The following is a 24,356-nucleotide window of genomic DNA, read 5'->3' as shown; positions in this document are numbered from 1 at the left end:
ATTGGCTCGACGGGAGGAATCAGATGCTTAGATAAGCCCTGGAGCGACAAGTTTCAAGCGCCCGGGCGCGGATGACGCTATCGCCGTGCCAGCGTCGAGATAGCGGATTCGATGCTGGCACCCGGCGATGACGTCGACGTGACCGCTTACTGGCGATAGCGCGAGAGGAAGCGGGCGAAGCGATCCAGGGCGTCGCCGAGCTGATCGGCCCAGGGCAACGTGACGATGCGCACGTGGTCCGGGTCGGGCCAGTTGAAGGCGGTACCCTGGACCAGCAGGATCTTCTCCTGCAGCAGCAGGTCCAGCACCAGTTGCTGGTCGTCCTGGATATTGAAGACCTTGGGGTCCAGGCGCGGAAAGGCGTAGAGCGCGCCCTTGGGCGTGGTGCAGCTGACCCCTGGGATGGCGTTGAGCTTTTCCACCGTGATGTCGCGCTGGGCCAGCAGGCGCCCGCCGGGCAGGATCAGGTCGTTGATCGACTGGTAGCCCCCCAGTGCAGTCTGGATGGCGTGCTGGGCGGGCACATTGGCGCACAGGCGCATCGAGGCCAGCATGGTCAGGCCCTGGATAAAGTCGTTGGCGCGCTGGCGTGCCACCGCCCCGGACAGGGTCATCCAGCCGCTGCGAAAGCCGGCGCAGCGGTAGCTCTTGGACAGACCGTTCATGGTCACCACCAGCTGGTCTTCGCTGGCCAGTGCCCCGGTGGCCACGTGCACGGTGTCGTCGTAGAGGATCTTGTCGTAGATCTCGTCGGAGAACACCACCAGGTTGTGCTCACGGGCGATGTCGAGCAGCTCGCGCAGCACCTCGGGGGGATAGACCGCACCGGTGGGGTTGTTGGGGTTGATGATGACGATGGCGCGGGTGTGGCTGGTCACCTTGGCGCGGATATCGTCCATCGCTGGCGCCCAGTCGGCCTGTTCGTCGCACAGATAGTGTACGCCACGCCCGCCGGACAGGTTTACCGCAGCGGTCCATAGCGGGTAGTCGGGGGCCGGGATCAGCACCTCGTCACCGTCGTTGAGCAGCGCCTGCATGGCCATCACGATCAGCTCGGAGACGCCGTTGCCGATGTAGATGTCCTCGATACCTACGCCAGGGATCTCCTTGCGCTGGCACTCCTGCATGATCGCCTTGCGCGCCGAGTAGAGACCCTTGGAGTCACAGTAGCCCTGGGCGGTGGGCAGATTGCGCATCACGTCCTGCAGGATCTCTTCCGGCGCCTCGAAGCCGAACGGCGCCGGGTTGCCGATATTGAGCTTGAGGATGCGCTGTCCTTCGTCCTCCAGCCGCTTGGCGTGCTCGAGCACGGGCCCGCGGATGTCGTAGCAGACGTTGTCGAGCTTGTGAGACTTGGAAAGGGTGGGCGTGTCCATGGCGCGGGTCTCGCTGGGTCCGTGTGTCCGTGCCCGCCGTGGCGGGAGTGTCGTTGTTGGTGAGTCCTGTCGATGCGTTGCCGGGGCGGCGGGTGTCCGGGCGTGCGGCCTAGTCGTCGCTCGCCGCTTCGCCCTGGCCGCCCTGGTGAGGTGCTGCCTTCGAGGCGCCTTCTGCGACATCCTGCGAGCCGTCTTCCGAGGCATCTTCTGCGGCCTCGTTAAAGGCTACCTCAGGCGCCGGGATGTCCTCCGGGGTCTCCAGGGTCAGGCGCCCGAGCTTGCCGTCACGCAGTTCGTGCAACAGCACCTCGCTGCCGCGGTGCAGGTCGATCTCGCCACCGGCGCGCAGGCCACCGCGCTTGGCGGCGATCTCGGCGAGGATGGCGTGGCCGTCGAAGCCGGCCAGCGCCATCAGGTCCGGGCGAGCGTCTCCATCGGCCTCGACCTTGTCGGCGTCGGGATTGGCCTCGTAAGCCGGCAGCGCCTTGAGTTTATAGCGTGCCTTGAGCGCCTCTGGATAGCGTTTGGCCAGCTCGGCGGCGGTGATCAGGGCCACATCGACATAGTCGATGGCGGTATCGCGGATGGCGCCGCTGGCCGCCAGACGATAGGCACTGGCCTGATCCTCGATCTTTGGCCACAGCACGCCCGGGGTGTCGGTCAGCGCCACGCGACCCTGGATGCGTACCTTCTGCTGGCGCTTGGTCACCGCCGGTTCGTTACCGGTCTTGGCGATGGTGCGTCCCGCCAGACCATTGATCAGCGTCGATTTGCCGACGTTTGGGATGCCCATCACCATCACCCGCACGTCGCGGTCGGCACGCACCTGGCCAGCCAGTTCATGGCACAGCTTGGGAATGCGCTTGAGCTCGCGGGTATTGGTGGTGGTCACCGCCAGGGCGCGGGTGTCTGGCTGGGCGTCGAAGTGGGCGGTCCAGGCACGGGTACCCTCAGGATCGGCCAGATCGGCTCGGGACAGGATCTTGAGTACCGGCTTGTGGCGGGTCAGGCTCGCCAGCATCGGATTGGCACTGGAATAGGGCAGGCGCGCGTCCAGCACCTCGATGACCACGTCGATTTCCGGCAGCGCCTCGAGAATCTGGCGTCGCGCCTTGTTCATATGTCCCGGAAACCAGCCCAGCATCTCGTTCTCCTGCCTTTTCTAAAGGGTGTTGCGCAAATGGCTCTCCATCTTATGGAAATGCGAGGCAAATGTCGCGAGCGGTGGATGACAAGGTCGCAGATGATGGAGGGCAGGGTCGCACGCGGTGGGAGGCGAGGTCGCAAGGGCCGGGCGATAAAAGCGCCAGGCCCGCCGAGAAACACCTGGCGGCGGGCACAGGGGCTTGCAGCGAGGAGGGAAGGGGCAAGGGGAGAGAGACGTCTGAGGCGTAGGCCGGGGGAGGGCGCAACGCCTACTCCCCCTCATGAAAGTCGATGGCCAGCGAGTTGATGCAGAAGCGCTCTCCGGTGCTGGTCGGACCGTCGGGGAACACATGGCCCAGGTGGGCATCGCAGCGATGGCAGGTGACCTCGATGCGGTGCATGCCGTGGCTGGTGTCCTCGTGGCGCTGCACGCTTTCGCAGGACAGCGGGCGGTCGAAGCTGGGCCAGCCGCAGCCAGCGTCGAACTTGTGCTCGTTTTCAAACAAGGGGGCGTTGCAGCACACGCAGTGATAGATGCCGTGCACCTCGGTGATCTGGTAGTCACCGGTAAAGGGACGTTCCGTGCCTTTTTCGCGGGTGACGTGGTACTGCTCCGGGGTAAGCTGCTCTCGCCATTCGGCGTCGGACTTCTCGATCTTCTTGCGCATGGACGGTCTCCCGTGACGTTCGGTCGAGGCTTGCGCATCGTGGTTCGCGTCGATGCGGCACCCACGACAGCATCAAAGTCGCAGCCTCGGTATTCAAGCTAAGACGTTTGCTGCAGTTTGACCAACTCCTGCGTTCCACGATGCAGGGGAGGGTGGCTAAAGCGTCGATGGAGAGCGAATGCGTATAGAAAGAGCCTATATAGAGAAGGGCGCTGAATCGAGCAGGAAATCCTTCAGCCGGGGTTGACACTTTTGAGGGTGCTCAGTAACATACGCGCCACCTCGAGATGAGACGAGGCGGATGCGTCCCATTCGTCTAGTGGTCCAGGACACCGCCCTTTCACGGCGGGAACAGGGGTTCGAACCCCCTATGGGACGCCAACTCGAATCTCGAGGCCGGAATGCGGCAGTAGTGCGCAGCGCGGGAATAGCTCAGTGGTAGAGCACAACCTTGCCAAGGTTGGGGTCGCGAGTTCGAATCTCGTTTCCCGCTCCAATGCGTCCCATTCGTCTAGTGGTCCAGGACACCGCCCTTTCACGGCGGGAACAGGGGTTCGAACCCCCTATGGGACGCCACTTTCCGGTACAATTTGCGATGCGTTTGCGGGAATAGCTCAGTGGTAGAGCACAACCTTGCCAAGGTTGGGGTCGCGAGTTCGAATCTCGTTTCCCGCTCCATGCGTCCCATTCGTCTAGTGGTCCAGGACACCGCCCTTTCACGGCGGGAACAGGGGTTCGAACCCCCTATGGGACGCCACTTCGCAGCGCAGGCAGGACACGATGAAGACATCGTTGGACTGCATCGATCAAGCGGGAATAGCTCAGTGGTAGAGCACAACCTTGCCAAGGTTGGGGTCGCGAGTTCGAATCTCGTTTCCCGCTCCAGTATCGAGAAGCGTCTCAAATACCTGTGGAAAGCACATCGCCAGAAGCAGCAACAGTCGCCTGAGCGACGCGAATCATCGCGTTGATCGGCGATTTTTTTGTGCTTGCGCGAAGCGAGTCCGGCGTAAGACCATCGAGTGCCCCTTGCGTCGACGCCGCATTTGCCGCTTTGTCCGGTTGAAGATGCTCCCGACCGACCCCATATGCTAAGCCTTCTATCGAATAGCGAATCCCGTCGCTCGGCACGGCGCGATCGCGACGGGTTGGGCAAGCCGAATCCAACCGTCAACGTCGAGTCACCCGCGACAGGCAAGCTAGCGAAGGCGTGCAGCGCTTGGCGTCCGATCTCATGCTTCAAAGCCCAAGCTTTCAACCCTGACACCAAGGATCCCTCATGGCCGAACCGGCTCTGTCCATTCGAGGCCTGACCAAGGTCTACGGCAATGGCTTCAAGGCCCTAAAGGGCATCGACCTCGACGTTCAGCAGGGCGACTTCTATGCCTTGCTTGGCCCCAATGGGGCGGGCAAGTCCACCACTCTGGGCGTGGTCTGTTCGCTGGTGCAGAAGACCGCCGGCCAGGTAAAGATCTTCGGCATCGATATCGATGAGGACTTTGCCCGGGCCAAGTACCATCTCGGGGTGGTGCCGCAGGAGTTCAACTTCAACCAGTTCGAGCGGGTCATCGATATCGTGCTGGCCCAGGCCGGCTACTACGGCATGCCTCGCCGTGAAGCCCTGCCTCGGGCGGAAAGCCTGCTCAGGGACCTCAGCCTGTGGGACAAGCGCAATGGTAGTGCGCGCATGCTGTCCGGTGGCATGAAGCGCCGCCTGATGATCGCCCGCGCGCTGATGCACCGTCCCAAGCTGTTGATCCTCGATGAGCCCACCGCCGGGGTGGATATCGAGTTGCGCCGCAGCATGTGGGAGTACATGCGGCGTATCAACCGCGAGGAAGGCACCACCATCATCCTGACCACCCACTATCTGGAAGAGGCGGAGAGCCTGTGCCGCAACGTGGGCATCATCAACCACGGCGAGATCGTCAGGAACACCAGCGTACGCGAGCTACTGAGTGAGCTCGACACCGAGACCTTCCTGCTGGATCTGGCCGAACCCATCGATCATGCCCCCGCCATCGACGGCTTCGAGGTCAAGCAGGTGGACAGCGCCCAGTTGTCGGTGATGGTGCATCGCGGGCAGTGCCTCAACGACGTCTTCGATGCCCTCAAGGCAGACGGCGTGCGGGTGCTGTCGATGCGCAACCGGGCCAACCGACTGGAAGAAATGTTCGTGTCCATGGTGGAAAGCGGCAACGCCGACAAGGAGCTGAGAGGATGAACCCGAGTCAGATCGCGATCGCCCTGTGGACCCTGGTAGCCAAGGAAGTCCGGCGCTTTACCCGGATCTGGCCGCAGACCCTGTTGCCGCCGTCGATCACCATGACGATGTACTTCATCATCTTCGGCAACTTGATCGGCTCGCGCATCGGTGAGATGGACGGCTACAGCTACATGGACTTCATCGTCCCGGGGCTGATCATGATGTCGGTGATCACCAACAGCTACTCCAACGTGGCCTCGTCGTTCTTCTCCAACAAGTTCCAGCGCAGCGTCGAGGAGATGATGGTCTCGCCGATGCCCAACTGGGTGATACTGGCGGGCTTTATCCTCGGTGGCATGGCGCGCGGGCTCGGTGTCGGCATTATCGTCACCGGGGTGTCGCTGTTCTTTACCCGCATCGAGGTGGCCCACCCGTTGTTGACCATCGGGGTGGTGATTCTGACTGCGGCACTGTTCGCCACCGGCGGCTTCATCAATGCGCTGCTCGGCAAGAAGTTCGACGATATCTCCATCGTGCCGACCTTCGTGCTGACGCCGCTGACCTACCTGGGTGGGGTCTTCTACTCGATCTCGCTGCTGCCGGCCTTCTGGCAGGGCGCCTCGATGCTCAACCCCATCCTCTACATGGTCAACGTCTTCCGCTACGGTTTCCTTGGCGTCTCCGACATCCCGGTCGGCTGGGCGCTCGCCGCTATCTTCGGCTTTATCGTGGTGCTGTTCGCCATTGCCCTGTGGATGCTGGAAAACGGCAAGGGCATTCGCAGTTGATCGCTCCGGCCGCCTCGGGCGGCCGGTCGCCGTTTGTCTCTCGGACTCTCTCTTGTTCAGGTATTGCCATGTCCACTATCCCTCGGGATCCCCACCACCGCCCCGACACCCTGACCGATGCGCCCCTGGGGCGGGAATCGGACTATCCCGAGCGCTACGATGCGCAGCTTCTGTTTCCCATCGAACGCGCCGCCAACCGCAAACCGCTGGGGATCGAGGAGGGCGCGTTGCCCTTCGTCGGCGAGGACGAATGGCACGCCTTCGAGCTGTCCTGGCTGACGCCCAGGGGCAAGCCCTGTGTCGCCGTGGCACGCTTTCGCCTGCCGGCAAGCTCGCCCCGGTTGATCGAGTCCAAATCCTGGAAGCTTTACCTCAATAGCCTGAATCAGACCCGCTTTGCTGGCCACGACGAACTGATCTCCACGCTGAAGCGCGACCTGAGCGAGGCCGCCGGTGCCGAGCTCAGCGTGGAGATCCTGGCGGTGGACGATAGTGAGCTCAACCCGCGCCCGTTGCCGGGGGAGTGCATCGACGATCAGGACATCGAGATCAGCGACTATACGCCGAGCCCGGAGCACCTTTCGGTCAGTGACGAGATCGTCGAGGAAGCGCTGACGTCCCATCTGCTCAAGTCCAACTGCCCGGTGACCGGTCAGCCCGACTGGGGCAGCGTGATGATCCGCTACCGCGGTCCCCGGCTCGATCGCGAAGGCCTTCTGCGCTACATCGTCGGCTATCGCCAGCATCAGGACTTCCACGAGCACTGCGTCGAGCATATCTTCATGGACCTGATGGACAAGGCTCGCCCAGAACGGCTCTTGGTGCTGGCACGTTACGTGCGCCGCGGTGGTCTCGACATCAGCCCCTGGCGTGGTACCCCCGGCGAGGCGCCGCCTACGCCGCTGCGCCTGGCGCGCCAGTAGTCGGCAATGACTACGGGCGATAGCGCCACAGACAATACCCGACTGATCTGGTAGGGTAATGCGAAGAATTCTCGATCGCTGAACAGTGACAGGGCTCGGGCCCTCTGGAGTGACACGATGGATGCAATGACACTGCTGCACGAGCGCAGCTCCATGGGCAAGCTGATGGGACCGGCCCCCAGCCGTGAGCAGCTCGAGGCGATCTACTGCGCCGCTCTGCGCGCACCGGACCACAAGGAGCTCAGACCCTGGCGGTTTATCGAGTTTTCCGGCGAGGGGCTCGACCGCCTGGGTGAATTGTTCGCCGAGGCCGAATTTCGCGAAGACCCCAAGGCGACAGACGAGTGCCTCAACAGCGCCCGAATGAAACCCAAGCGCGCACCCATGATCATCGGCGTCGTCGCCAAGGTGGACCCGGACGTGCCCAAGGTGCCGAAGATCGAGCAGGTCATCTCCGCCGGCTGCGCTGCCCACGGCATCCTGCTGGCCGCCCACGCCCTGGGGCTCGGCGCCATGTGGCGCAGCGGCAAGTACGCCTTCGACGACACCGTGCGCAAGGGCCTCAGGCTCGGCGACGACGACGAACTGGTCGCCTTTATCTACATCGGCCAGCTCGGTGGCCGCCACAAGCCCATCGCCTGTCACGATAGTGAGGATTTTGTCGAGCGCTGGGACTAACCCCTCATGGATGAATTGATCAGACGCGTTGGCACGGCCCACCCTCGACCCGTCTTGCCGCCCGAGGGAGGCGAGGACGACCCCGGGGCCTTTCTCGACTGGCTGGGTGAGGCCATCCCCCTGGTCGGGTCGCTTGGCATCACCCGCATGGCGCGCGACAAGGAGTCGCTGCGCTGGGAGCTTGCCCTGACCCCGAACCTCAACGACAAGGGCACCGGTTTTGGCGGCTCGCTGGCCGCCCAGACAACCTTGCTCGGCTGGTGCTGGACCACCCTGTGGCTGCGACGTCGAGGCTACAACCGCGACGTGGTGGTGGCCGAGGCCAGCCAGCGCTTTCTCGCACCGGTGACCGGCGATTACCGCCTGATCTGCCGACCCGAGGTGAGCAGTGCTGCAGACGTTGATGCCAGTGGTGCGGCAGGGCAGGGTAGTGCCGGGCAGGTCGGCAGGGAAACAGGCGCCGAAGCGGCGCTGGAGCAGCGCCTGGCGGAACGCGGCAAGGGGCGCATAGCCCTGGTCCAGCAGCTGTGGTGCGGCGACACCCTGTGCCTGGAAGCCAGGGGTGACTACGCCGTGCTGGCCAGCGAACCTCCCATCGCAGCACGCTGACGCCATCGCGCCGCTTCGCCATCAGGTCTTGAGCTGCCACGCGACGAATCTGGTGTAAGCCGAAAAACGGCTTGCAATCGAGAACTTAAGACGATAAAGTATGCGCCGTCTTGAGGGATAAGCACCGCGCAACGCGGGCATCATGTTTCTCGGGATGACAATGCGGAGGGGTGTCCGAGTGGTCGAAGGAGCACGCCTGGAAAGTGTGTAAGTCGAAAGGCTTCGAGGGTTCGAATCCCTCCCCCTCCGCCACAGAATTTGAGAAAGCCGCTGAGAAATCAGCGGCTTTTTTCTATTTCTGCTCACCCCCAGCCCCCCCCACTCAGTCCCCCAGGCGATTTTGTTATGGGAGGCCGCGCCATTCAGCCCCTTGAGCCCTCCTTCACCAGCTGTGGCGGCGGGCCGTGGACAGGTGCCAGCCTATCCCTCGGCAACGTCAATGGTGCTCTCTCACTCCTCGGCTGTAGCCGACCCTTGGCCCAGAGATCAATTTCGTCTTCTATGCCCTTTGGTACCTGAATATCAGCATGCATGAAAGATCGAGGTCATCAAGGGTGAGACAGCGGGCCGCGACTTGGAGGACTCCTCCCGGGAGGTCCGTTCAATATTCTCAAATATGACTGTCATATTCTTTGTTCTGGTCAAGTTAGAGCGGACACATTTTCAAGCCGCACCTGCCAATTCAACCTCCCTCGGCGTCTAGTAGCCCAGGGTTGAATGGAGCCGGCAGCTGTTGTACTCCATCTCAATGTATTCGATCACGTCCCTGCGTGCGGCCTGTCGGCTCCAGTATCGCTGGCCAGCCAGCCATTCGCTTTACAGTGAGCCGAAGAAGCGCTCCATGACAGCATTGTCCCAGCAGTTCCCCTTGCGGCTCATCAAGGCCTGGAACCCGTGCTGTTCCAGCGCGTAGCTCGGTCGATGGCAACGTACAGATAGCGGCGCTGCGTCTCATCAGGCATCTGCGGCAGATACTTGATATCGATATGGAGGTAGCCCGGTCCTTAGTCTCGAAAGGGCTTGAGCGTTTCCTTCTTGCCCTCCTGATCCCTCTTAGCCAATTGGGCCAAGGTGAGCACCTGGCGGCGTTTCAACATCCGGTGGAGTGCCGCTCTGGATAGCGTGGGGTGCAAGAACTCCCGGGCGACGACGAGCAGGTCGTCGAGCCCGAGACGAAGAAATTGCGTGCCGCAATCAGCACCTCTTCTTGCTCGTGGTTGAGCGTTGCCTTGAGATTGTTACGGGTGTGGGGGCGATAATAGACATCATCGCGGTGCCGCCACCGACGTATCGTCATGTCACTGACACCAAAGCGCTCCGCCAGCACCGTATCGGTAATGTGAGCGGGAGCCGCCTGGATCTCAGCGCGGATCTTCGGGGTTGTAGCGGCTTGCTTATGAAGCCTGATGTCCACGGCAATGCTCCTGGATGAATTGACGGAGAAGCCCTCGGGCGGCTATCAAAGGATAGCTCCGATGGGTCAATTGAACATCCGAGATACTACTCTTAACCTTTGGCTTAGGAGTTTATCGTTTATCTCCGGAAAGGATGTATTGATAGGTGGCTTTTACTCGCCATTGACGATGGAAAGGGCGTAACTGGCCTCCCTTTCTTCGGGATACACTATTACGTTTAGGAAACGGTCCTTGAGCCTGACAGGCTCGATCAGAACTTGATTACCATTTTGAGCGTCAGGCTGAATCGCTTCCCCTTAACCGTGTTGATATTGTGGTCGCCAATCGGAGCATGCGCTTGAATGTCGGGGGTCCCTTCGGGAATGAAAAAGTCCTTTTTTGGTGGCTGTGGTTGGCTGGCTTGGTAGGCAGCCCTGATGTATGTCGACTCGAGGTCACTTTCGTGGGCAAGAATGATCAACCTAGCCTTGGCTCGGCTGAAGGCGACGTTGATCAGTTCCTTGGATAATATTTCTGAGAGAAACTTGTTAGTCCCTGATAGGTTGATCACGTCGATAACTACTGTGTGGTATTCCTGCCCTTGGGCTTTATGGATGGTCGTGCAAGGAATGCCGTTTATGCCAGCCTGTTTCGCTTTCTGGCGTATCAGGCGAAGTTGGGAGTTAAGTGGTGCCAGGATCATGATGTCAGACTCGAGCTTCTCTCGCTCTTCCCTCAACGCCTGATAAATCTCAATCGCTTTGTCAGCAGATGCGTCTCGCACCTCACCCATGAAGCGCTTTCTCCAGGTCGCCGCCCCCTCAACCAGCACCACCTCAATGGGTCTTTGGTAGGTGGCGTTCAGCCTCTTGCGAATCATGTGCCACTTCTTGCGGACCTCTCCTTTCCCTTGGTCAGCTGTCTTCAGCTTCCCAGCATAAAACTGCTCGCTGATAAGCTTGCAGATCTTGGGCACCATGCGATCCTGCTCATCTAGCTGGATGATGGAGGAGGAGGGAAACTTCTCTCGCTTGCTGAAGATCGACTTTCCCACCCACCTTTGGGCTTGTGTGTTCTGGTGAGCGACACAGACCGGCGGCAGCTGGCGGTCATCACCACAGAACAGATATCGCCTGCCTAGCGGCAACAAGGCGATCGTCTGGTACAGGGAAACTTGGCTGGCCTCATCGAATACCACCAGGTCGAATCGGCTATAGAGCGCTTCAAACCGGAAGCTCGCGCTGGCCGCCGTGGTCGCCACCAGCTGACGCTTTTGCATCAGGGCTTTGGTGTGATCGTCGATCTCCTTGCGAACGTTCTCATACTGGTTCAGCCAACTGTCGTAACCCACCGCATCACGCTGCTCCGGCTTGCGTTTTTCCAGCGTCTTCAGCTTGTCTGTGAGTTCCTGGCTAGAAGGGAGAAGGTGTTCACGGCCTTCATGGCGAGCCATGGTGAAGTTCTTGCCGATGCGTACCGAGCGTGATTTGCGCTGACCGTCGCCCAACTTTTCCAGTGCTTCGTCCACCTTTACCAGCGCATCATCCACGGCGGCGTTGCTGTTGGAGATCAGCAGGACGCGCTGCTCTGGCTCATGGATCAGGAATTGAGCGAGGATCGCTGCCAGAGTGTAAGTTTTGCCCGTGCCGGGTGGGCCGATGAGCAGGGAGTGGCTGCGATAGGGAAGCTTCAGAGCTTCACGCTGCTGGGCTCGAAGGGTCAGGGGGGCCGGGTTGGGCAGGCTTCGCTCGTCCTGAGGGGGCCGGCTATCCAGGGAGCGCAGTATGGTGAGGCCGAGTTCCTGGTAGCGCTGGTCGTAGTAGAGTAGGCGTACCGGTTCGATGAAGTTGGGCGGGTAGATTCGCAGTCGGCTCTCTTCATCGGGCAAGTCACCCCTGACGGCGGTGATGTGCAGCTCGTTGTCCTCGGGAAAGACCGAAAGCACCCTCGCTTCACCGTTATGCGGCCCATCCAGCGGCCACCAGGTATTGGCTCCTTCCAGGCTTTCGCTCAGGGTGTCGCTATTGCGACGGTCATCTTCTGCCGTCACCTTGACCACGGCGATGCGCCCACTGATACGTCTTGCCCGTGCCACCTTGAAGATGTAGGTGCTGCGCTGGGCATCTTCTTCCACCCGGATGGCTTCACGGATCTGTGTCAGCTGCCCCATACTGTCTCCCTGCGTCTGATTCCCGTCGTCCCAACCGATTGTTCTTGTCCTGGTGTTGTATCAGCCGTGACAGAGCCCCCTCAAGTCGGCGCCTGTTGTACGGTGCGACACCGCATGTCGTAGGGTACCGACAGTATGGTCAGGTGCTGCGGCCATGGTAGTGGCGACAAGGGCTGCACCTACCCGTGTGAGCCGTTAGGATGAAAGCAAAGTCGGCTGAGTATGATTCAGCCCATAACACGAAGTGCGGTCATGGCCTGAAGGGCTCAGAGCTTGGACTCTGCCGAGATTCGGCGGGCCGTTACGCAGCGGACAAGGAAGGAACAGCATGGGCAGTGTCTTTACCCCTGGCATGCGCGTCGTGTGTCGCGATGCGGAGTGGCTCGTTTCGCGGGTGGATGCCGCGGGCAGCTATCAGCACCAGATCGTCTTCTGTACCGGGGTGGATGATCTCAACCGCGGCCACGAGGCCGCCTTCCTCACCCAACTGGACCGCATCAAGGAGGTCAACCCGCGCGAGACGGCCCTGGTGCGTGACGATTCCAACGGCTATTCACGCTCCCGATTGTTTCTCGAAGCCCAGCTGCGCCAGATGCCGTTGACAGACCCGGCCCCCCACTTCGAGGACATGGGCGCCTTCACGCCCATGGATTACCAGAAGGAGGCAGTGCACCGGGCTCTCCACCAGCTGCGTCCACGGCTGCTACTGGCCGATCAGGTGGGGCTGGGCAAGACCATCGAAGTTGGCATGATCCTTAGCGAGCTGATCAGGCGAGGGCAGGGCAACCGCATCCTGGTGCTGGCCAAGAAGTCGATGCTCTCGCAGTTCCAGGCGGAGCTGTGGAACCGCTTCGCCCTGCCGCTGGTCCGTATGGACTCCGATGCGCTCTCCAAGCTGCAGCTCAAGATCCCGGCCTCCAAGAACCCCTTCGAGGTCTACCAGCGCATCATTATCTCTATCGATACGCTCAAGGACATCGGCCGCTACGCTCACTTCCTGGAGAATACCCGCTGGGACGTGGTCGTGATCGATGAAGCACATAACGTCTCCGGCGGCAGCAATCCAGAGCGCCACCTCAGCTACCGCCTGGCGCGGCGCCTATCGCGGCGCACTAACAGCATGCTGCTGACCACCGCCACGCCCCATAACGGCAAGCGCGAGACCTTCGGCCGCCTGATCAGCCTGCTCGACCCCTCCGCGGTGCCGGACCCCAATCTCCAGGAGTACGAGGCAAGAGACATCGCTCCCTTCTTCCTGATGCGCTTCAAGGAGGACGTGAAGGCCGAGGCGGGCAGCAACTTCTCCGAGCGCCAGGTGGTGCCGCTGGAGCAGACCACCGCCCATGCCAGCGAGGCCGAGGAGGGTGTCTACCATCAGCTGGCGCATATTCGTCAACGGGTGCTCGACAAGGAGATCGAGAGCCAGGCCATCGTCAGCTGGGGCATGTACAAGGCCTTCCTCTCAAGCCCCGAGGCCTGCCTCTCCACAGCCAGCAAGCGTCTGGCGCAGATCAAGCGCCAGGATCCCGGCTCCCCCGAAATCGAGGAGCTTGCACTCCTCACTCGCCAGTTGGAGCAGCTGTCCATCACCGAGAGCGCCCGCTTCAAGGCGCTTGTGCGGGAGCTGGAGGCCATGGGCTGGGACGGTGGGGCTGATAGCCCGCGCCTGCTGATGTTCACCGAAAGTCGTGTGACTCAGCAGGCCCTGGCGCCGGCGTTGGCTCGTCATTTCAAGCTCAAGTTCTCCGACAAGGAGCAGGACCAGGCCAAGCAGACCATCGCCGCCATCCACGGTGGCATGTCCGACAGCGCTCTGGCCGCCGCGGTGGAGTCTTTCGGCACCGGCACCAGCGAGGTGCGCCTGCTGCTGGCCACCGATGTCGCCTCGGAAGGCGTTAACCTGCACCACCAGTGTCATCACGTCATCCACTATGACCTGCCCTGGTCGATCATCACCCTGATCCAGCGCAACGGTCGTATCGACCGCTTTGGCCAGAAGTATCCGCCCATCATCCGCTATCTGATGGTCGAGACCCGAGAGGGCCTGCTGGAGGGCGACAGCGAGATCTTCCAGCGCCTGGTCGACAAGGTAGAGGAGATCAACCGCTCCACCCGCACCGGCGAGAGCGTGCTCAAGCTCTACGACGCCAAGCGCGAGGAGGAGACCATCGGCGAAGGCATCGTGCGCGGCGATGGGGCCCTGCTGCAGAAACTGGAGGCGGGCGGCAACGGCGAGGCCGGTGAGCTCGAATCCCTGCTGCATGACGCCTCGGCCCAGGGGCATGACGATTTCCTCGACTTCCTGCTCGGGGATGACGACGGCGAGACAGCCGCTGCCGACGCCGAGGAGCCGACCGGCGTGAAAGACAACTCGCGCATTCGTCTGCTCAGCAATGCCGAGTTCCTCGAAGACGGCTACCGAACCCTGCAGGCGGAGAACCGAGACTGGCCGGGCCTGGAGAAGACTGCCGAGCAGCTGATCTTTACCCCGCCGCGCGAAGTGGCCCGTCGCCTGGGCGCCCCCTGGGTAGACAGCGAGATGGTCTATGGTGCCTCGGCGATTCCCGAGGAGGCCTGGCCGGTAGAGAGGCAGCTCTTCTTCACCGAGAGCTCCAAACGAGCCAATGCCGCCATCCAGGCTGCGCTTGCTCAAAAGGGCCAGTGGTCCCGCGAGCTGCTGCTGACCGAACAGCACCCGGTGATGAAGTGGCTCTCCGAGCGATTGATGATGCTCCAGGCCCGCGGCGAGGCACCGCTCATCACCTCACCTTGGCTGGAGCCTGGCGAGTTGCTGTTCTGCTTCGTCGGCCAGGTCAGCTCCCGGGCGGGTACGCCGCTGATCGTCGACCCCCATGCGGTCTCCTTCCGCAAGGGCGGCAGGTTCCGCGTTCGTCCGCTCAAGGAGGCGCTGGCCGAGGTCAAGTTCGACCAGCTCACCAACACCGGCAAGCAAGGCAGTCTGCCCGAGCATCTGATGAAAAGCTTCCTGGGCTCGGCGGTCGACCAGAGCCTCTATCACCTCAAGAATCTTAAAGATCGGCGTCGTGCCGAGATCTGGCCGCGTGTGGAAGAGGAAACCCAACGACTGGACGACTGGTTCTCCCGCTGGGCTGCGCGCATCGACGCGCAGCTCGCCGGCCTGCCGCCGGAGGGCAAGCGCGCCACCCAGCTGCGCAACAAGCGTGAGGAGATGGAGAAATACCTGGAGGACCGCAAGGAGCACTGGATGGGAGCCCACTACCGGGCGACGGATGAGCCCACCACCCGGCTGGTGCTGGTCGTGGAAGGAGTTAAGTGATGGCGCTGGATAACGCAATCAAGAACGTTGGCGATTACTACGCCGCCCACTATCTGGCCGATAAGAACGGCTTCGCCAAGGACATTCGGGAGCAGGCCAAGGCCTGGAAAGACGAGGGCAGCCAGTCCGCCCCGCGCCGCCTGGCGGCCTTGGGCGATAGCTACTTCAAGGCCAAGACTGCGGCCCTTGACTTCTCCGAGCCTGAGCTGCGCAGCCGCGCCGGCGTCAAGGAACTGGATGCCTGGCACCCGGCACTGCTCGATGCCCTGGGTTATCGTCCCGAGCCCTTTGCCTTGGAGCTGCCCACTGAGAAGAAACAGCTGCCGGCCCTGCTGCGCCTCAACCGCCATAACCGCCCTTGGCTGGTGATCCTGCAGGCGCCGTTCTGCCTTTCCGGCGGTGACAGCGAGGAGGAGCCGCTGGAGCAGCCGGTGCAGGCCCCCAGCCGTCTGGTCGAGGAGCTGCCCACCCTGCAGGAGAGCTGGGAGAAGGCCATCGCGCTCCTCTTCAAGCAGGAGGACGCCCCCCGCTGGGCGATGCTGCTGGCCGGCGCCCGGGTCTACTTGTTCGACGCCCAGACCTATGCCCAGGGGCGCTACCTGTGGATCGACCTGGAGGAGGCCTACGGCCGCCGCCAGGCCGAGACCTTCCAGGCGATCTGTGCTCTGCTTTCCATCGAGGCGCTTTCCCCCCAGGGCGAGAGCGACGAGGTACTCCACGAGCGCCTGCGCGAGGGCAGCCTGAAGAGCACCCACGGCGTCTCGGAAAAGCTCCAGGGCGCGGTGCGCGACGCCATCCAGGCCATCGCCAACGGCTGGGTGGAAGCACGCCGCCAGAGCAACCTCGGCTATCGCCAGCTTAGCGAGCGCGAGGCGCCGCTGCCCGACGGCAGCCGCGAGATCAACGCCGAGCAGCTGCGCCACGATGCGCTGATCTATGTCTACCGCCTGCTGTTCTGCTTCTACGCCGAGGCCCGAGGTGGCGAGCTGGGCATCCTGCCCATCAACGACGACGTCTACCGCCTGGGCTACAGCCTGGAGGCGCTGCGTGACCTGGTGGACGCCAACGAGCCCGGCACCACCACCGAGCAGGGCACCTACATCGCCGAGCACCTGGAGAGGCTCTTCCAGCTGATCTACGAGGGCTTTGACCCGGCCCGCGAGGGCCTGGCCCAGGAGGATGACGAGAGCGATAGCCCGCAGTTCGGCCGCCTGCCCAGCCAGGCGAGCCTGTTCGGCAGCCCCGGCGGCGAGCAGCTGGCGCTTGAGGAGGCCCAACCCCGCCAGGCCGATGGCCGCCGTGACGGCTACACCCCCGGCAAGCTCTTCAGCATCGAACCGCTTACGGCCACACTATTCGACCCCGCCGCCACGCCGCTTCTCAGCCGCGTCAAGCTGCCCAATCGGGTTCTCCACGGGGTGATCCGTTGCTTGAGTCTCGGCACCACCCAGCAGAGCAAGCGGATCGGGCGCATCAACTACGCCGAGCTTGGCATCGTGCAGCTCGGCTCGGTCTACGAGGGGCTGCTCTCCTACAAGGGGTTCTTCGCCACCGAAGACCTCATCCAGGTGCACCAGCAGATCAAGCAGGGCAAGACCATCAAGCCGATGTTTGATAATGCCGTGGATCCCAAGGTGGCTACTTGGTTTGTACCAAGCCATCGTGAGGATGACTTCAAACATGGCGAGGTGGTGCTGGAGCATCGCACGAAAAAGACGCGCTATTACAAAACGGGAAGTTTCATCCTCCACCTCAACGGCGTCGACCGCGTCAACAGTGCCTCCTACTACACGCCGGAGGTACTTACCCGCACCCTGGTGGAGGAGGCCCTTAAGGAGCGCCTGAAGGAGTTCACGCCCGAGCAGGCCGACGAGGTGCTGTCGCTCAAGGTCTGCGAGCCGGCCATGGGCTCGGCGGCCTTCCTGGTGGAGGCCATCGACCAGCTGGCGCACCGCTACCTGGATCTCAAGACCAAGCAGCTCGGCCAGAGCATCGACCCCAGCGACTACGAGGACGAGCTGCGCCGGGTGCGCCACTACATCGCCGTGCACAACGTCTACGGGGTCGACCTCAACCCGGTGGCGGTGGAGCTGGGGGCGCTCTCGCTGTGGCTGGCCACCATTCACCGCCTGCAGGAAGTCGCCGGTAGCGAGGACAGCCAGCCGCTCCATCGGCCCGCGGCCACACCCTGGTTCGGCCTGCGCCTGCGCGCCGGCAACAGCCTGATCGGCGCCCGGCGCAGCGTATGGAGCAAGGGGCAGCTGGGGGCCGGCAAGCACTACGGCAAGAACGCCCAGGTGCCGCGCCAGCTCAAGCCCGGCGAGGCCCGCCAGCCCGGTGAGATCTACCACTTCCTGGTGTGGGACGAGGACATGGCGCCTACTGCCACCGACAAGCTGATGAAGCAGCACTGGCCGGAGGAGTGCGAGCAGATCAAGCAGTGGCGCAACCACCAGGTGAAGGAGAAGTTCTCTCCGGAGGAGCTGGCACGCCTTGAGGCGCTGAGCGAGCGCATCGACGCGCTGTGGGCCGACTACGCCGCCGAGCGTCACCAGGCGCTGGCCCACTCCGCCTGTACCGCCAGCGTCTGGCCCACTCCACAGAATGACGTGGAAGCCCTGCGTCCCGGCCCCAGCCTGCGCCATCAGGAACGCCTGAAGGCGAAGCTGGAGGCCGAGTCCGGTGCCTTTCAGCGCCTGCGCCTGCTGATGGACAGCTGGTGCAGCTTCTACTTCTGGCCGCTGGAGAAGGCCGATGCGCTGCCCAACCGCGAGGCCTGGCTGGCCGCCGCCGAGGTACTGTTGGGGATCGGTACCGATGACCTGGCCACCCGCGCCATGCTGGATATCCAGCTCGGCGAGGATATCGACCTGGAGGCGCTGTTCCAGGCCAGCCAGGCCCAGCTGCCCGATGCCGCCCACCTGAGTGAGCTGGTGCCCTGGTTCGGCGTCGGCCGCGCCACGGCCGCCGAGCAGCACTACCACCATTGGGAGCTGATCTTTACCGAGATCCTGGGGCCGCAGCTGGAAGACAAGCCAGAGCCCAGAGGCTTCGACCTGATGTTCGGTAATCCGCCTTGGCTCAAGGTGACATGGAAGGATGCGCCGCTGCTCAGCGAGTTCGAGCCGCTGTTGGGCGTGCGCGATGCCAAGTCTGCCACCTATAACCGCGAACGGCCCAAGCTGCTCCAGGATGAGCAACGCCGCCTGACCTATCGCACCGCCTTCGAGCAGGGGGAGGGCAGTAACGTCTTCCTCAACGATGCCACGCTCTACCCGTCGCTGGCGGGGGTGCAGACCAATCTCTACAAGAACTTTATCGAGCGGAGTTGGGGGCTGCTGGGAGAGTATGGGATTGCAGGGCTGCTGCATCCGGAAGGAGTGTTTGATGACCCAAATGGCGGGAAGCTTAGAAAGGCCTACTATCCAAGGCTAAGGGCACACTACCAGCACCACAACGGTCTTCCGTTGTTTTCTGATGTGGATGCAAAGGAACGGTTTAGCATCAATGTTTTTGTTGGGGAGCCTGGGGAAGTCAGTTTTTTCAATATTTCTAATCTGGCGGATCCCACCACAGTCGAAAGATCTGAAGCTGTTGTTGAAAGTGTTCAGCCAATACCGGGATTTAAGGATGACAAAGGTGGTTGGGAAACACGGGGTCATCCCGAGCGTATCCTGAACATCACGGAAAGAGAGCTAGGGCTTTTCGTCAGGCTCTTCGAGGAGGCCGAGACTCCGCCGCTTCAGGCACGCCTCCCCCAGGTGCATAGCCGACCGTTGCTCAAGGTGTTGGAAAAGTTCGCCAAGGCGCCAAGTCGGTTGGGAGATCTCAAGGGGCAGTACATGGCTACGGAAATGCTCCACGAGGCCAACGCACAGCGAGATGGCATGATCACCCGCCAGCAGGAGCCCAGCTTTCAGCCTGCCAGCGCCAACGAGTGGGTAGTGTCCGGCCCGCACTTCTATGTGGGTAACCCCTTTAACAAGACGCCACGCACCGTTTGCACGGCCAATGGGCACTACGATGCCATCATCGACCTGGAGACTATTCCCAGCGATTACCTGCCCCGTGCCGTCTACCGTCCCGGTGACGAAAATGGCGACCTCACCGCCTTCTATAATGCCATTCCTGAATGGCCCAAGCCGCAGAAACCGACCAAAACCGATAGCGGCTGGCAGCCCGGTTTCTGGCCCGTCGCCGATGAGTATGTGGCCGCCTTTGAGGCCCTGCTGGGTGAGCGGCTGAAGCGCTATGGTATCGAGACGTCACGCTCCGGTGCCCGCACAGCCCGTCAGTTCGGGTTCTTCTCCCGCTGGGAGGGGGACGTGGAAGGGGCGATTCGCTGGCTGAAGCACTACGGCCTGGAGCGCAACGCCCAGGCGTTTACGCGTAGCTTCGGGGATGTGCGGCTTGAGCAAGTGGCGCCCCAAAAGGACGACATGGAGTGGCTGCCGAAGCCGCTGACAGCTCAACCACGATTGGTTTACCGTCGGCGGGGGCAGCCTGCCAATGAGCGGACTCTGATACCTGCAGTTATGCCGCCGGGGATAACACATATTAACCCCGTAATATCGCTGACATTCAATGATTCGGCTATGGCGGCGATTTTTGGTGGGCATTCATTTTCCCTATTGCATGACTTCTTGATCAGGGTTGCTGGAAGAAGTGATATATATGCCAACACTCTTCTACCGTTTCCCTTGGTCGAGGAAGCTTACTGGCCAAATATTAAAGTTAGGGCGCTTCGGTTGAGTTGCCTGACCAACCACTACGCTGAGCTGTGGCATGACCTGTTTGAGGACGGATTCAGGCAAGATGCTTTCGCCATGTCTGGAGCAAAAAATTGGTCCGAACTTTCGCCCCTCTGGAGCCGTGAGGTGGCTTTCCGTTCCGACCTGGATAGGCGACAGGCCGAACTTGAGCTGGACGTGCTTCTTGCCCTGGGCTTTGGTCTGACGGTGGACGAGCTGATCCAGATTTACTCCGTGCAGTTTTCTGCCCTGGTGGAGTACGAGAAGGTGGATGAATACGATGCCCGAGGCCAGCGCCTGCCTAATACCAAGCGCAAGGATGCCGGTGGCAAGGAACTCCGCGACGCCCGCGCCGACCATGACGGCAACTCCCCGCTGACCGTCAGCTGGGAGATCGACAACGGCAATCAGGCCATTACTCGCACCTTCTATCCGCCGTTCCGCCACGTCGATCGCATCGAAGACTACCGCACCGCCTACCGCGTGTTCGCCGAGCGGTTGGGGATTACGCTGCCCGAGGCTGAGGCCCCGGCCATGGCGGAGTAAGCTGAGGTGATGACTGAACAGAGAGCGCAGCCGACATGACACAGCTAAGCGTCGAACATCTGGCCCAGATCGACCGTGCCAAGGTCGAGTTTGGCGACCTCACCCTGCTGGTGGGGCCCCAGGCCAGCGGCAAGAGCGTCTTCCTGCAGCTGTTCAAGCTGCTGCAGGACCACGGCCCCATCGTGAAGACGCTCAAGCGCTACGGCTACAGCTACGAAGCCGATGCTCACGGTGAGAACAGCGACCCGCTGCTGACCCTGATGTTCGGCGAGGGCATGGGCGGCATCTGGAGTGAGCAGACCCGTGTGGCGCTGGACGGTAAGCCCGCCGAGCTGGAAGCCCTGCGCGGCAGTAACGCCCGCGAGGAGGAGTCGGTGTTCTTCGTGCCGGCCCAGCGCGTGCTGACCCTGGATCAGGGGCGCCCGCGCAGCTACGAGAGCTTCGAGGCGCTGGACCCTTTTGTGGTCAAGAGCTTCAGCGAGAAGCTGCGCCGCCTGATGGAGCAAGGGCTGGGCGGCAAGGACAACCAGCTGTTCCCGATCAAGAGCCGTCTCAAGGAGGTGCTGCGCGAGCGTATCGACGCCAGCATCTTCCATGGCGCCCGCGTCTCTCAGCAGGTCCACGACCTCAAGAAGCGCATTGTCATCAACGTCGGCGAGGCCACGCTGCCCTATATGGCCTGGTCCGCCGGGCAGCGCGAGTTCATGCCGCTGCTGTTCAGCCTCTACTGGTTGATGCCCTCGGCCGGGGCGGCGCGCCGCCAGGGCGTGGAGTGGGTGATCATCGAGGAGCCGGAGATGGGCCTGCACCCACAGGCGATACAGTCGGTGCTGCTGATCTGCCTGGAGCTGATGCACCGCGGCTACCGGGTGGTGATCTCCACCCACTCGCCGCTGCTGCTGGAGGCCGCCTGGGCGATTCGCACCCTGCAGCAGCACGGTGGCGTGGATGACCTGCTGGAGCTCTTCGACCTGCCCAACTCGCTGGGTATGCGTGAGGTATTCGGCTCGGTGCTGGGCGACAAGACCCTGCGCAGCTTCTACTTCCACCCGGAAGCCAGCGGTGGCGTCAATACGCGGGATATATCCTCCCTCGACCCCCTGGATGACGACGACCTGGTCGCCGACTGGGGTGGCCTTACTCTGTTCAGCAGCCGAGCCTCCGAGGTGATCAGCCGGGTGATGCAGGGGGGCGATGAATGAGCCTGCAGGATACCTTTCCCGAGGTGATAGAGGCCGACCTGGGAAATGGCGCCTATCGCCCGGGCCTTCAGGCACTGAAGGCGGAAGACCGCAAACGGGTATCGCTGCGCGACACGCGGCAGTGCCACGGCAGTGCCGATATCGACAGGGCCATGGCGCGCACCCAGCCCAACGCCGCCCGTTGGGACTATGTGGTGGCCCATGACGCTACCCTGCACTTCATCGAGGTGCACCCAGCCCATACCTCGTCGGTTGCCGAGATGCGCAGCAAGAAGAGCTGGCTGCAGCAGTGGCTGCGCACCGCCGCCCTCCGGGAGTTGAAGCCACACCGGTTCCATTGGATCGCCTCAGGCAAGTATGCCATCACCCCCGGCAGCAAGCAGTCACGCGCCCTGGCACAGCTGGGGCTGAAGCCGGAGAAGCGGCTGACGTTGTAGAGTTTGATTTCAAAGAAGACGAGGTTGCACAGGATGCAGGCTAGAGACGTATTTCTTACCCAGCTGATTCAGGGACCCAAGCAGTTCCTGATTCCAATATTTCAGCGCAAATACAGCTGGAAAGAGCCGCATTGCCAGCAGCTATTCCAGGACATCTTGCGTGCTGGAGCGTCCCAGCGTACCGATAGCCATTTCACTGGCTCTGTAGTTCTTATTCCTAACCATCATACCATGGCAAGTATTCCCCAGTGGCAGGTGATCGACGGCCAGCAGCGCCTCACAACCGTCACTCTTCTCATGGCTGCCTTGGCCAGCCGAGCCGCTAAGCTCGGCATGGAAAAGGTTGGCATGACGCCTCTAAAGGCAATTCGCGGGTACTTCCTCACCAACGAGTATGGCCAAGACGAGGCCGTTTATAAACTGCTGCTGACCAAGGGAGATCGCGAAGCTCTGTGTGCTCTGATAGATGGGAAGATCCCGAAGAAAAATCTGAGCAAAAATGTTGTAGAAAATTTTCAGTTGTTTTGTGAATGGCTCGTTGATATCCAGTCAATCGAAAAGGTTTTTCAGGGTTTTCAGAAACTCAAGGTCGTTGAGGTTGTGCTGCAACAGGGGCAGGACGACCCGCAGGCCATCTTCGAGAGCTTGAACTCGACCGGGGTGGACCTTAGCCAAGCCGATCTCATTCGAAACTATGTGTTGATGCGTCAGCAGTACGAAGCGCAGACCCGGCTGTATCTTGAATACTGGTATCCAATGGAGCAGCTTTTCGGAAGCGAAGGAAGTTACCGATTTGATCGCTTCATGCAGGACTTCCTGACGCTGGAAACCGGCAGCAGCACCTTGCTTAGATCCCAGGATGTCTATACTACTTTCAAGGTGTGGTTCTCTGAGCAGTTGGAGGAGCAGGACGCTGAGAAGGCGCTAAAGCGATTGCTGAAGCTCGCGCGCTGTCACGCTGCCTTCATGTTTGGTGCAGAGCAAGACAAGCCGCTGTTGGAAGCCTTTAAGCGGCTTCGCTCACTGGCAGAAGTCGTGTCACCTACCGTTATGCGCTTGTACGAGGCCTATTCGCCTCATGGTGGAGAAAGCACGTTAAATAAATCTGATTTTATCCAGGCAGTTGGCTATCTGGAAAGCTACCTGCTGAGGCGTCAGGTCTGCGGAATGCAGACGCGCTCTCTTGGTAATATCTTTGCTAATCTGGCACAGCAGCTTGATCTAGAGGAGCCCCTCGAAACTCTCATGGTGGCACTGGCTCGCTTCAGGCGTAACAGCCGATTCCCATCAAATTCAGAGTTCGAGTATGCGCTGAAAAACCATGAGCTTTATGGGCTGCGCATCCTCAAGTTTCTGCTGTCAAATATTGAGAATAGAGGCAGCAAGGAGAAGATCGATACGAGCAACTTTTCGATCGAGCACATCATGCCTCAAAATGAAAATCTTCGTGTCGACTGGCAGAATATGCTGGGTGACGGCTGGCGGGAAGTTCAGCAGAAGTGGGTTCACCGGCTCGGAAATCTGACGCTTACCGGATACAACCCGGAGTACAGCGATAAAAGTTTCGAGGAGAAAAAGTCGATTGAAAACGGATTCAATGACAGTCCGCTTCGCCTCAACCGTTATGTGAAAGATCAGGGTGTATGGACCGAGACACAGATTCGGGAGCGCGGTGAGGAGCTGGTCAAAAAGGCGCTCAATATCTGGTCTGCGCTGGATGTCGATAGCAAGCTGGTTGCCGAGTACGAGTTAAGGGACCGTCAGGCACGCTCAAACCAGTATGACATCGAGGGGGTTCTTGGGAAGGGTAATGTGAAGCTCTATGACGCCTTGCAGGAAGTGGTGCTGGCCATGGGCGACGATATCACACCCATCGTAAGCAAGAAGAACGTGACCTTTTACACCCTAAGCGGCTTTCTTCAGGTAGTTCCCCGTTCGGGTTACCTGGGGCTCATCATGTCCGTCGAACAGGAAGAGCTTGACCCGGAGCTGGCGCAAACTGTCGATCCGACCCACCAGTGGAGCTATATCCGCCATGGCAACTTGAGCGGCGTCTATAGCTGGGTCTCCAATGAAGAGCATATCCAGGTGGTCCTGCCGATCATCCAGCAGGCCTACGAACAGGCGCTGTCTTGAGAAAAGCGGCATCGGGATATAGGGGTAA

General features: G+C 61.3%; 14 protein-coding genes, 7 tRNA genes and 2 pseudogenes. 17 read left to right on the top strand and 6 right to left on the bottom strand.

The window, feature by feature from the left end; translation table 11 throughout:
• Positions 1 to 146 precede the first annotated feature (146 nt).
• The 3 genes from NH448_RS15455 to msrB form a co-directional block, all read right to left on the bottom strand.
• Complete coding sequence (locus NH448_RS15455) at positions 147 to 1,376, bottom strand: pyridoxal phosphate-dependent aminotransferase (protein ID WP_045994887.1); 1,230 nt, start codon at positions 1,374 to 1,376, stop codon at positions 147 to 149.
• Between the two features lie 109 nt (positions 1,377 to 1,485).
• On the bottom strand, positions 1,486 to 2,520 hold the full coding sequence (gene ylqF / locus NH448_RS15450; RefSeq protein WP_083970654.1) for a ribosome biogenesis GTPase YlqF: 1,035 nt from the start codon (positions 2,518 to 2,520) through the stop codon (positions 1,486 to 1,488).
• Between the two features lie 271 nt (positions 2,521 to 2,791).
• Entirely contained in the window at positions 2,792 to 3,190 is a 399-nt protein-coding gene (gene msrB / locus NH448_RS15445) for a peptide-methionine (R)-S-oxide reductase MsrB (RefSeq protein ID WP_045994885.1), read from the bottom strand.
• A gap of 305 nt (positions 3,191 to 3,495) precedes the next feature.
• Here msrB and NH448_RS15440 point away from each other — a divergent pair.
• The 12 genes from NH448_RS15440 to NH448_RS15385 all read left to right on the top strand — a co-directional run bounded on the left by NH448_RS15440 (position 3,496) and on the right by NH448_RS15385 (position 8,646).
• Positions 3,496 to 3,571 (top strand) — tRNA-Glu (locus NH448_RS15440).
• A gap of 40 nt (positions 3,572 to 3,611) precedes the next feature.
• Positions 3,612 to 3,686 (top strand) — tRNA-Gly (locus NH448_RS15435).
• Positions 3,687 to 3,690: 4 nt separating this feature from the next.
• A tRNA-Glu gene (locus NH448_RS15430) sits at positions 3,691 to 3,766 on the top strand.
• Positions 3,767 to 3,793: 27 nt separating this feature from the next.
• Positions 3,794 to 3,868 (top strand) — tRNA-Gly (locus NH448_RS15425).
• Between the two features lie 3 nt (positions 3,869 to 3,871).
• Positions 3,872 to 3,947 (top strand) — tRNA-Glu (locus NH448_RS15420).
• Between the two features lie 53 nt (positions 3,948 to 4,000).
• Positions 4,001 to 4,075: transfer RNA gene (locus NH448_RS15415), tRNA-Gly, on the top strand.
• A 394-nt stretch (positions 4,076 to 4,469) separates the two neighbouring features.
• Positions 4,470 to 5,414, top strand: coding sequence for an ABC transporter ATP-binding protein (locus NH448_RS15410; RefSeq protein ID WP_108131650.1), 945 nt, complete (start codon positions 4,470 to 4,472; stop codon positions 5,412 to 5,414).
• Complete coding sequence (locus NH448_RS15405) at positions 5,411 to 6,184, top strand: ABC transporter permease (protein WP_045993708.1); 774 nt, start codon at positions 5,411 to 5,413, stop codon at positions 6,182 to 6,184. Before NH448_RS15410 ends, NH448_RS15405 begins: the two co-directional genes overlap by 4 nt.
• Positions 6,185 to 6,252: 68 nt before the next feature.
• A complete protein-coding gene (gene queF, locus NH448_RS15400; protein ID WP_253028988.1) occupies positions 6,253 to 7,107 on the top strand; it encodes an NADPH-dependent 7-cyano-7-deazaguanine reductase QueF in 855 nt (284 codons plus the stop codon).
• Between the two features lie 117 nt (positions 7,108 to 7,224).
• Positions 7,225 to 7,785 carry a nitroreductase gene (locus NH448_RS15395; protein ID WP_045993706.1) on the top strand — a complete coding sequence of 187 codons (561 nt, stop codon included), beginning with the start codon at positions 7,225 to 7,227 and terminating at the stop codon, positions 7,783 to 7,785.
• A gap of 6 nt (positions 7,786 to 7,791) precedes the next feature.
• Positions 7,792 to 8,394 (top strand): YiiD C-terminal domain-containing protein, encoded by a 603-nt coding sequence (locus NH448_RS15390; protein ID WP_045993705.1) that lies wholly within the window; start codon positions 7,792 to 7,794, stop codon positions 8,392 to 8,394.
• Between the two features lie 164 nt (positions 8,395 to 8,558).
• Positions 8,559 to 8,646 (top strand) — tRNA-Ser (locus NH448_RS15385).
• A gap of 447 nt (positions 8,647 to 9,093) precedes the next feature.
• Here the strand turns inward: NH448_RS15385 and NH448_RS15380 are convergent.
• The 3 genes and pseudogenes from NH448_RS15380 to NH448_RS15370 all read right to left on the bottom strand — a co-directional run.
• Positions 9,094 to 9,294: pseudogene (locus tag NH448_RS15380) on the bottom strand (integrase core domain-containing protein); the annotation flags it as partial.
• Between the two features lie 2 nt (positions 9,295 to 9,296).
• A pseudogene (locus NH448_RS15375) lies at positions 9,297 to 9,808 on the bottom strand (IS481 family transposase); the annotation flags it as partial.
• Positions 9,809 to 10,059: 251 nt separating this feature from the next.
• Positions 10,060 to 11,958 (bottom strand): AAA domain-containing protein, encoded by a 1,899-nt coding sequence (locus NH448_RS15370; RefSeq protein WP_253028987.1) that lies wholly within the window; start codon positions 11,956 to 11,958, stop codon positions 10,060 to 10,062.
• Positions 11,959 to 12,286: 328 nt separating this feature from the next.
• Between NH448_RS15370 and NH448_RS15365 the strand changes: the two genes are divergently transcribed.
• The 5 genes from NH448_RS15365 to NH448_RS15345 are packed head-to-tail and all read left to right on the top strand — an operon-like array spanning position 12,287 to position 24,328.
• Positions 12,287 to 15,256, top strand: a complete 2,970-nt coding sequence (locus NH448_RS15365) for a DEAD/DEAH box helicase (protein WP_253028986.1) — start codon at positions 12,287 to 12,289, stop codon at positions 15,254 to 15,256.
• The gene (locus tag NH448_RS15360) at positions 15,256 to 20,553 is read left to right on the top strand and encodes a hypothetical protein (RefSeq protein ID WP_253028985.1); all 5,298 of its coding nucleotides are present in this window, start codon (positions 15,256 to 15,258) and stop codon (positions 20,551 to 20,553) included. Before NH448_RS15365 ends, NH448_RS15360 begins: the two co-directional genes overlap by 1 nt.
• A 35-nt stretch (positions 20,554 to 20,588) precedes the next feature.
• The gene (locus tag NH448_RS15355; protein ID WP_253028984.1) at positions 20,589 to 21,755 is read left to right on the top strand and encodes an AAA family ATPase; all 1,167 of its coding nucleotides are present in this window, start codon (positions 20,589 to 20,591) and stop codon (positions 21,753 to 21,755) included.
• Positions 21,752 to 22,192, top strand: coding sequence for a hypothetical protein (locus NH448_RS15350; protein ID WP_253028983.1), 441 nt, complete (start codon positions 21,752 to 21,754; stop codon positions 22,190 to 22,192). Before NH448_RS15355 ends, NH448_RS15350 begins: the two co-directional genes overlap by 4 nt.
• Before the next feature lie 33 nt (positions 22,193 to 22,225).
• On the top strand, positions 22,226 to 24,328 hold the full coding sequence (locus NH448_RS15345; protein ID WP_253028982.1) for a DUF262 and DUF1524 domain-containing protein: 2,103 nt from the start codon (positions 22,226 to 22,228) through the stop codon (positions 24,326 to 24,328).
• Positions 24,329 to 24,356: the final 28 nt, after the last annotated feature.

This window comes from Halomonas sp. OfavH-34-E (genome assembly GCF_024124525.1).
GTDB lineage: Bacteria > Pseudomonadota > Gammaproteobacteria > Pseudomonadales > Halomonadaceae > Halomonas > Halomonas litopenaei.
This window is presented reverse-complemented; position numbering and strand designations above follow the sequence as displayed.